We start from the raw sequence: 10064 nt of genomic DNA, 5'->3' as shown, positions 1-10064 counted from the left end.
ACACATCCGTATAAATTCATTTTAATATGAATTCAACGAAAGTGTTTTTATTTTACTCCCACATCCTGGGGTTAGTGCAATCATCATAGCTGGCATTATCTTATCTTTGTATTTGATCGGCATTTTCAATGGCTGTTATTTTACCATTCTTTGTCGTTATTAATATTGAGAAGGAATTGTTTGGATTATCATCATAAACTAACCCATCGCTATTTTCTATCGTTGGTGTTCCGTGAACGGATTTAAATGCTTCTACTGTTACATTTGTTGGTGCTACGTATATATGCTCTGCTTTATCTTTACTATTATATTTTACAGCTACGTTGCCATATTTTTCAGCATGAGATTGTCCAGCTTCTATACGTCCATCTGACTTCCCGAATTTCTTTTCAATGGCATCTCGCGACAATCCAATACCTACTCCATAAAACCCGCTTCTTACATCAGCATTCATAAAGCCTTGGCTAAATTGAGTCGTTTGGACATCGATGCTTGGAGGATCGCCTTCTGGTTCCTCAGAATCATCACTGGATTCTTTGTCATGACTTTCCTCACTACTCGGTTCTTTATCAGCTGTTTGTTGATTACTAGAAAATTCAATACGATTATCACCAGCAATAAATTGATACGCAATGAAACCAAATACACCAACGATTAAAAGTAGTAATACTAATATCATTCCCGAAAATATCTGTTTCAAATTCCTTCCTCCGAACTGTAATTTTCATAAAAAAGTTTATAAATGTATTGTAATTCATATCAAAATGACTTTCTATAGTAACCTAAAATAAAAAAGAATAGATTTCTCTATTCTTTTTAAACTATTTCTAAATATACCTTACACCAACACTTCTGTTTTATTTTCTACGCATTGTTGGACTGATGCTGCTACTTGATCGACGACTCTTTTTTCTAATGAATTTGGTATGACATAATTCGCATTGAGTTCGTCTTTGTGAATTGTTGCTGCTATGGCTTTTGCTGCTGCTATTTTCATTTCAGTTGTGATATGTTGTGTCTTGGCATCTAATACTCCTCTAAATATACCAGGGAATGCTAACAGATTATTAATTTGATTTGGATAGTCTGAACGACCCGTTCCAACGATTGCTGCACCCGCTTCATACGCTTCTTCCGGATAAATTTCTGGTGTTGGATTCGCTAATGCAAAGATAATTGGGTCGTTGTTCATTGATTGAACATGTTCTTTTGATAATGCTTTTGGACCTGATACGCCGATAAATACATCTGCACCCTTTATGACATCTTCTAAAGTACCTTGTATATTATCAAGGTTTGTATATTCAGCAATTTCTCTTTGTGCATCATTCAACCATTCTTCTGATTTATTTAAGACACCTTCTAGACTGACGAGCGTAATATTTTGATAACCCGCTTCTAACAATAATTTCGCAATCGCAATACCTGCTGAACCTGCGCCATTTATAATGATTTTCGCATCTTTTTCTGCTTTATCTACAACTTTAAGTGCATTGATTAATGCTGCAAGTACGACGATTGCTGTTCCGTGTTGATCGTCATGAAATACAGGTATATCTAATTCTTCTATTAAACGCTTCTCTATTTCAAAGCAACGAGGTGCTGAAATATCTTCTAAATTGATACCTGAGAAATTAGGTTGTAATGCTTTAATAATTGAAATGATTTCTTCAGTATCTTTCGTGTCTAATGAAATTGGAAAAGCATCAACATTCGCAAGTTTTTTAAAGAGAATGCTCTTACCTTCCATAACAGGAATGGCTGCTTTTGGACCGATATCACCTAAACCTAGTACTGCTGTTCCATCTGTAATAACTGCAATCATGTTACCTCTTGCAGTTAATGTATTTACTTTTGTTTCATCTTCAGCAATTGCTCTACATACTGCAGAAACACCTGGCGTATAGACAACACTTAAGTCTTCTTCTGAAGTCACATCTACTTTGCTCGTGATTTCAATTTTACCTGCGCGTTCTTGATGTAAATTTATAGATTCACCGTATTCATTACTTTCAGTCATTTTTAATTACTCCTTATTTATTTATATTTAGCTTAATAATTTTAATAAAAGTGATGCTAAGATTACGGTAGATACACCACCGATTCTAGTAGCAACTTGTGCAAACGGCATTAATGCCATACGTTTAGACGCTGATAATATCGCAACATCTCCTGTACCACCTAAGCCACTATGACAACCTGTTACGATGGCTGCATCAACGGGATACATCTTCATTAATTTTCCTACGAAATATCCAGATAATATCATGACAAATACAACTGACGCACATACGATAACGTATGCTGGTGTTACAATCTTCACAACATCTTCTAAAGGAATATAAAGCATACCGAGACCGACCATTAACGGCCAAGTTAAACTTGTTGAAATAAATTTGTATAAATTATGCGCACCGTCTTCCATTTTGTGTGGCATCACTTTAAGACACTTAATTAGTGTCGCAAATAAAATCATAATAACCGGTCCTGGGACACCAATGAATTTCTGACCAAGTGTACCAACAATAAAGAATGTACAAGCAATGAGTAAACCTGCACCCATTAGCGAGAAATCAATGACTTTCTCTTTCTCTTCATGAACTTCATTACCATCTTCAGATTTTACTAATTTCCCATTTCCTGAAAGATGTTTTTTCTTTTCACCTAAACGCATCATAAGCCCTGCACTGACAACTGCGAAGATATTCCCAATAACAGCTGCTGGAATCATTTGAGATACGAATGATTCTGCTGATCCACCTAAAATAGATGAATATGCAATAGATAATGGAAGTATCCCTTCACCGATACCGCCACCGATAATTGGAACAACGATATAGAAGAAAGTATGTTGTAAATCATATCCAAACAATAATCCAACTAACATACCTGCTACGACAGCTAATACTGTACCCACTATTAAAGGTACAAACATGCGTGTGAAACCTTGAATTAACATTTTTCTATTCATGCCTAAAATACTGCCGACTACTAAACAAGAAATATAGAAATACAAGAAATTAGACGTCTTCATCAAAGTCGTAACGGCTTCCATTGAAGAGGTATTAATCACGTTTAAAAATACTAAAATAGAAGGTACAAGCAATGCTAATATAGCTGGTCCACCTATTTCTTTTAATATAGGAATTCTCTGCCCTAAATCGCCAAGCAATATTCCTAAAATCATGATGACAGCAAATCCACCAATCATATCTGCTGGTAAAGTATTATATACAGATGCTGTTAATATAATTGCAGCTAAGACAATGTATAACGGTAATGGTAATACACCAATTTTAGCTTTCATTAATTTTTCCCATAAGCTTTTTATATTATTTTGGATAGGTAACTCACTCTCGGTAACCGCTTCCAAATTGGTCTTCGTATTCATTTTTATCCCCCTTAATTGATATAAATTCATTTTATGAAAACGCAACCAAAAATTATAGCTTATGAAATTTTAATTATCTTTTTGTAATTAAAAAAACCAAACGAACTGAATCGTTTGGTTTTTAATTTAGATATATCATGACATATATCCTTGTAAATATTTTAAGTTGTCTTTGTTTAACTTGTAGAAGTATATCGGTCGGCCAATACCATATGTTAAAGATTCTTCCAGCACTTCAATATCTGTTAAGAATTTTAAATATTTTCTTACAGATACTCTTGAAATATTAACTGCTTTAGAAATATCATCTGTTGAAAATGCATGATCTTCAAAGTCATTCATCTTCTCAATGATGCTTTGTAATGTTTCTTTTGTGACGCCTTTTGGCAATTTCAGTTCTGAATCATCTGTAACAACTTGTTTATTCAAGAACTCTGCATCAATATCTGCTTGTTTAATTTGCTGATTATCTTTAAAGAAAGTCTGTCCTTGTTTGTATTTAAGTAAAGACTGCTTAAATCTTTCGAATTCAAATGGTTTAATTAAATAATCTACCGCGCCATATCTGAAAGCTGTCTGAATATCTTCAGCATCTGTAGCAGCTGTTATTAATATCGCATCTACTTGATAACCTTGTTCTCTTACATATTTCAAAAAAGTTAAGCCATTTTCTTCTGGCATGTATATATCTAACAATAATAAATCGATCTTCTTTGACTGAATGACTTCCATTGCTTCTGTCACATTCTGTGCAAAATCAACTAACGCTTCAGGATCTACTTTTTCTATAAATTGACGATTGATTTGTGCAACCATTGGGTCATCTTCAACTATAAGTATATTTAACATTTATCTTCGTCCTTTTTCGGATAGTTTATAACAACTGAGAACTGTACATTTCCTGCTTCATGCGCATTGATTGATATTTGACCATCAAGCTTTTCAACACTTTGTTGAACGAGGTGTAAACCATACCCTCTATTCTCTCCTTTAGAAGAATAGCCTTTTTCAAATATATGTTCATCTAGTTCATGACTTAGACCCACGCCTGAATCTATCACATCTATCATTAATTGATCTTGTTTATAGTTCAAGTCTACGTCAATTGTTTTCTTTTTAAGTGATGATGATACTAATGAGTCTATACTATTATCAATTAAATTACCGATAATTGTAATCACTTCATGCGTAATATGTGAATCTTTCGGTTCTGGTATCGTAGCATGATTAACTATAGAAAGCTTGATTTGTTGTTCGCGCGCCAAACTAAGTTTACCAATTAAGAAACCAGCAAGTGCAGCATCTTTAACTTTCGATGTGATATCTCCACTTTCTTGACTACCGAGTTCAACAATTTCACGTATGTACTGCTTTAAATCATCGTAATGTTCCATCTGCAACATACCAGAAATCACATGCAATCTATTACTAAATTCATGCGACTGGGCTCTTAACGTATCTGCATACGTCCGAACACCTACCAACTGCTCTGATAATTTATGCACTTCTGTCTTATCCCTAAACGTCGATATCGCACCTACTATGTCATTATTCACAATTAACGGTACTCTATTAACCAATATCTTCACACCATTAATATCTTGCTCTTTATCAAGTTCAGGCTTTCCAAGCTCAACAATCTTAGGCAATTGCGTCGAAGCCATATAATCATTAATTGGCATACCTATAGGATCACCCTTAAGACCTGCTTTCTTAAAAATATCCATTGCAGACTTATTAACCAAATTAATTTTACCTTCTTTATCAACTGCTACAATCCCTTCATGAACAGACTGTAACATCGTATTACGTTCACCTAGAATTTTCGCAATATGAGAAGGTTCAAGTCCTAACAAAATACGCTTAATATAAATCGATAATAAATACGCACCGATAGCACCTACAATTAAACCAATCACAGATCCAATGATAATTTTCTTATTGCCATCTGCCAAAGCTTCATACACCGTCTGCATAGGCACACCAACTGATACCGCACCCACTTGTTTACCATCAGCATAAATAGGCGTAAAAGCACGCATCGTTAAACCAAGCGTACCTTTCGCAATAGAAGAACTAGACTTACCATGTAAGACTTTTCCTTCATCGCCACCTTTAAAATGCTTACCAATCAACTTCTCATTCGGGTGAGACTTTCTAATACCATTCATATCCATGACAACAATAAAACTCACGTCCGTTGTTTTTTGAATCTTAGACGTATAATCTTGGATTTTATGATCATCACTATCCTCAGCCAAAGACTTCTGCACAACCTCAGAACCAGCAATCGCCTTACCAATAACCTCCGCCTTCTCCTTTGTCGTACTATGAATCGTATCCTTAATCGTATTACTGATTAATAAACACGTAATTAATAAAGAAAATAGCACCACAATACAAACCACAATAATCACAAGCGTACTCAACTTTAATCTTTGCTTCTTCAAAACATAACCGCCTTTAGTAAACATTACAAATGTTATTAATTATTAAGAATATATCATATTCTTAGTTTTCATATAATAAATCATTGGAAATTATCTAAAGTTGAATTTTTATGGATCGTAATTTTACATTTTATTAACCTTGAGAACAATTTTTGATAAAATATAGACAAATATCATAATTTTTGGAGGTAATATTTTGAAAAAACAAATCGAAGTTGTAGGTGCAATTATCTTTAATGATGATAAGGTACTTTGTGCACAAAGAAATGAAAATATGAGTTTACCTCTTATGTGGGAATTCCCTGGCGGTAAAATAGAAAAAGGTGAATCTGAAATAGAGGCTTTGAAACGAGAGATCAGTGAAGAAATGTTATGTGATCTTGAAGTTGGTGATAAAGTTACTTCTACTTCTTATGAATATGACTTTGGAATTGTTAACCTTCATACATATAAATGTAAATTGAAAGAAAAAATGCCTACACTTACTGAACATAAAAGTATTCAATGGCTTGATGTTAAAGATCTTGAAACTTTAGAATGGGCACCAGCCGATATACCTGCTGTCAAAATCATTGTAGATGAGGTATAAATATGAACAATTTATTAGAAGACTTTAATCAGTCGCTACACAAAGGGTTTATAGATCGTACAATTTCACATAAAGGTAATTTCATGCCGAAATTGTTGGTCAATAATAATGAAGAAAATGTACTTTCAACTATTATTAATGAACTGCATAAATGTAAGACATTCACGATTTCAGTCGCTTTTATCACAGAAAGTGGATTAGCAAGTTTAAAATCGCATCTATATGATTTAGACAAAAAAGGTGTTCGAGGTAAAATTATTACTTCGAATTATTTGGGGTTCAATACGCCTAAAATGTATAAAGAATTATTAAAGCTTAAAAATGTAGATGTAAAATTAACTGGTGTTAATGGATTTCACGCTAAAGGTTATGTATTTGACCATGAACATTATTCGTCCATGATTGTCGGAAGTTCTAATTTAACTTCTAACGCTTTAAAAGTTAACTACGAACATAATATCTTACTTTCTACTCAAAAGAATGGCGACCTCGTTTATAATATTAAAGCACAATTTGATGAACTATGGCATAATAGTACCCCTCTTTCTGATGAATGGATTCAAGATTATGAGAAGACATATGATGCCCGTAATTTAAAAGAAGCACAACGCATTACCGAGCAACAAAATGAAATCCAAAAAAATATTGATGCAGCAGTTAGAATCGAACCTAACATTATGCAAAAAGAAGCATTACATTCATTAGCTGAACTCAGAAAAGAGCATAAAGATAAAGCACTGATCATTTCAGCTACTGGTACAGGAAAAACAATTCTCTCTGCATTAGATGTGAGAAGTTACAATCCTAATCAATTTCTATTTATCGTTCATAATGAAGGTATTTTAAAAAGAGCTATTCAAGAATTTAAAAAAGTACTGCCATTCGCACAAGATAAGGATTTTGGCTTATTAACAGGGAAACAAAAGAATACTAACGCTAAATATTTATTTGCAACGATTCAAACATTATCTAAAGAAGATGTTTTTATGCAGTTTGATGAAAAGTACTTTGATTATATCGTTTACGATGAGGCGCATCGCTCTGCTGCCTCATCATATCAAAAGGTATTCAATTACTTTACACCTGATTTTGTACTTGGTATGACCGCAACACCTGAAAGAACCGATAATTTAAATATATTTGAAATGTTTGATTACAACATCGCTTATGAAATTAGATTACAAAAAGCGCTAGAAAGTGAAATACTCTGTCCCTTCCATTATTTCGGTGTCACAGACTATGTGCTTAATGGTCAATCTACAGATGATTACAGTAGTTTAGCAGATTTAACTTCTGATGAAAGAGTTAAACATATTCTAGAAAAGACTCAATACTATGGATACTCTGGTGACACACTTAAAGGACTTATTTTCGTTAGTAGAAAAGATGAAGCATGGGAGCTCTCTAATAAATTAACTGCTCTTAACGTACCTTCACTTGCATTGACTGGTGAAGACAACATGGATAAACGACAAGAAGCAATCGAACAACTAAAATCAGGAGAAATCAATTACATTATTACCGTTAACTTATTTAACGAAGGTATTGATATCGCACCTGTAAATCAGATTGTCATGTTAAGGGAAACAGAATCAAGTATTATCTTTATTCAACAGCTTGGTAGAGGCTTAAGAAAAGCAGAAAACAAAGAATATTTAACGGTTATTGATTTTATAGGTAACTATAAGAAAAACTACCTCATTCCAGTCGCATTATCTGGTGATCAATCACAAAATAAAGATAATTACAGAAGATTTATAGCGGATAATACTGCATTAACAGGTGTTTCTACTATCAACTTTGAAGAAGTAGCTAAGAAACAAATATATGATTCACTGAAACAAGTCAACTTGAGTTCAGCAGCTCACATTAAACAGGCATTTAATGAAGTTGAACAAAGAATTGGTCGAACGCCATTATTAATGGATTTCATTAGACAGAATTCTATAGATCCTAGCGTGATATATTCTAGTGACAGTACTTATAATAACTATCATGAATTCATAGTCAGATTCAAGAAAACTGAAGACACATTAACTAAAAATGAAAGTCTCAACTTAACGTTCTTGTCTCGAGAAATCGCACCAGGCTTAAAAAACGTTGATTATACAATTTTAGAAGCTATTATTAGAAGACCTCATAAAATACATGAGCTACTACCAATCGCACAACAAATTGATTCAAACGTTACAAACGATGACATTCAGACAACCTTGAAAATTTTAGACCATCGTTTCTTTAGCGTTACAATAAACAAAACGTATGGTAGCCCTATTATCAACATAATCGATGATGAGGTTAGACTGACCGATACATTTTCATCAGCACTAGAAAAAACAGTATTCAAAACATACGTTGATGACATTATTGAATTAGCTAAATACAATAACATGGTACATCACGGTAACCAAAACGGCTTACTACTATATAACAAATATACAAGAAAAGACTTCGTTAAATTACTAAACTGGAAATCTGATGAGTCCGGAACAATAAACGGCTATAAATTCGGAAATAATACTTTACCAATTTTCATTACATATCATAAACAAGATGATATCAGTGATAATACAAAGTACGAAGATGAATTCCTAAGTCCCGACGAACTCAAATGGTTTACAAGAAGTAATCGTACATTAGAATCAAAAGAAGTCCAAAAAATCTTAGCACATCAAGAAAATAATATAGACATGTATATCTTTGTAAAGAAAGAAGACGTGGCAGACGGAAAAGAATTTTATTACCTGGGAAAAGCCCACTACATTAAAGATTCAGCAGAACAAACAATCATGCCAAATGCGAAACAACAAAATATCGTCACAATGACATTATCTATGGAATCACCTGTAAAAGACGAAATATATAGATATATCATAGAGGCGTAGGGAAGAGTCTAGGACATCATTGTTCTAGACTTTTCAATTCTCTACAAATATTTCTCCAACACTATTTCATCTCGAATTGGAATTCCGTTTTCTGCAAATTGTGGAATGGATGGCTTTTGTTTTCTTGCTTTTTCTACTGCATTTGGAATAACTTTTCTGATGTTATATCCTCTTTTTTGATAGAACTTCAAAGCATTTAAGTTATCATTTGTTGTTATGACTGAAATGTTTGTTATATCCTTTTCCTCAGATATTTCTTCTAACTTTTTCAACAATTGACTTCCTATTCCTACATTCTCCCTAAAACTATCCAATGAAATAATTTCTATTTGATCATTTCTTATTATATATGTAATCACACCAATTATTTCCGCTTCATCGTACGCAACAAATCCTGGTAAATCTGATAATTGATATGTTCCTGAAGAGACAACCATTTCATCATCACCCCAGTTATCAATATACAAATCGATGAGTACTTGTTTATTGATGTCATTAGTATGAATCACTTTCATTGTTAATCACCTGCTTCTTATACTTTAACCAAATTATATTAAATACTCTTTAATTTGTGCTATGAGCACTAAATTATTACAAAAAAATAACCATTCCCAACTTTGATACACTCCCCTAAAAGCAGACACTTTAAATATAAAAAGTGGACTATATTATGCACTAACCCCATGATGTGGGAGTAAAATAAAAACACTTTCGTTGAATTCATATTAAAATGAATTTATACGGATGTG

General features: G+C 33.1%; 8 protein-coding genes. 2 read left to right on the top strand and 6 right to left on the bottom strand.

Features of this window, described 5'->3' with window-relative positions; translation table 11 throughout:
• Positions 1–100 precede the first annotated feature (100 nt).
• From LQ693_RS12770 to dcuS, 5 genes are all read right to left on the bottom strand, one after another.
• On the bottom strand, positions 101–700 hold the full coding sequence (locus tag LQ693_RS12770; RefSeq protein WP_103361036.1) for a hypothetical protein: 600 nt from the start codon (positions 698–700) through the stop codon (positions 101–103).
• Positions 701–838: 138 nt separating this feature from the next.
• The gene (locus tag LQ693_RS12765) at positions 839–2020 is read right to left on the bottom strand and encodes an NAD(P)-dependent malic enzyme (protein ID WP_107566035.1); all 1182 of its coding nucleotides are present in this window, start codon (positions 2018–2020) and stop codon (positions 839–841) included.
• Positions 2021–2047: 27 nt separating this feature from the next.
• The gene (locus LQ693_RS12760) at positions 2048–3391 is read right to left on the bottom strand and encodes a 2-hydroxycarboxylate transporter family protein (RefSeq protein WP_103361038.1); all 1344 of its coding nucleotides are present in this window, start codon (positions 3389–3391) and stop codon (positions 2048–2050) included.
• Between the two features lie 135 nt (positions 3392–3526).
• Complete coding sequence (locus LQ693_RS12755; RefSeq protein WP_103361039.1) at positions 3527–4240, bottom strand: response regulator; 714 nt, start codon at positions 4238–4240, stop codon at positions 3527–3529.
• The gene (dcuS, locus tag LQ693_RS12750) at positions 4234–5841 is read right to left on the bottom strand and encodes a DcuS/MalK family sensor histidine kinase (protein WP_119494180.1); all 1608 of its coding nucleotides are present in this window, start codon (positions 5839–5841) and stop codon (positions 4234–4236) included. The genes LQ693_RS12755 and dcuS overlap by 7 nt, the downstream gene beginning before the upstream one ends.
• 196 nt (positions 5842–6037) lie before the next feature.
• Here dcuS and LQ693_RS12745 point away from each other — a divergent pair, with 196 nt between their 5' ends.
• Entirely contained in the window at positions 6038–6430 is a 393-nt protein-coding gene (locus tag LQ693_RS12745; protein ID WP_025905399.1) for a (deoxy)nucleoside triphosphate pyrophosphohydrolase, read from the top strand.
• A 2-nt stretch (positions 6431–6432) separates the two neighbouring features.
• Positions 6433–9315, top strand: coding sequence for a DEAD/DEAH box helicase (locus tag LQ693_RS12740; RefSeq protein ID WP_204190984.1), 2883 nt, complete (start codon positions 6433–6435; stop codon positions 9313–9315).
• Positions 9316–9356: 41 nt separating this feature from the next.
• On the opposite strand, the gene LQ693_RS12735 is transcribed toward LQ693_RS12740, so the two are convergent.
• Positions 9357–9830, bottom strand: a complete 474-nt coding sequence (locus LQ693_RS12735; protein ID WP_107566037.1) for a GNAT family N-acetyltransferase — start codon at positions 9828–9830, stop codon at positions 9357–9359.
• Positions 9831–10064: the final 234 nt, after the last annotated feature.

This window comes from Mammaliicoccus sp. B-M6, from assembly GCF_022386965.1.
Taxonomy (GTDB): domain Bacteria; phylum Bacillota; class Bacilli; order Staphylococcales; family Staphylococcaceae; genus Mammaliicoccus; species Mammaliicoccus sciuri_A.
This window is presented reverse-complemented; position numbering and strand designations above follow the sequence as displayed.

Coding starts and splice junctions, on each gene's coding strand:
- LQ693_RS12740 (WP_204190984.1), top strand. CDS start 6,433: ATGAACAATTTATTAGAAGACTTTAATCAGTCGCTACACAAAGGGTTT.
- LQ693_RS12755 (WP_103361039.1), bottom strand. CDS start 4,240: ATGTTAAATATACTTATAGTTGAAGATGACCCAATGGTTGCACAAATC.
- LQ693_RS12735 (WP_107566037.1), bottom strand. CDS start 9,830: ATGAAAGTGATTCATACTAATGACATCAATAAACAAGTACTCATCGAT.
- LQ693_RS12760 (WP_103361038.1), bottom strand. CDS start 3,391: ATGAATACGAAGACCAATTTGGAAGCGGTTACCGAGAGTGAGTTACCT.
- LQ693_RS12765 (WP_107566035.1), bottom strand. CDS start 2,020: ATGACTGAAAGTAATGAATACGGTGAATCTATAAATTTACATCAAGAA.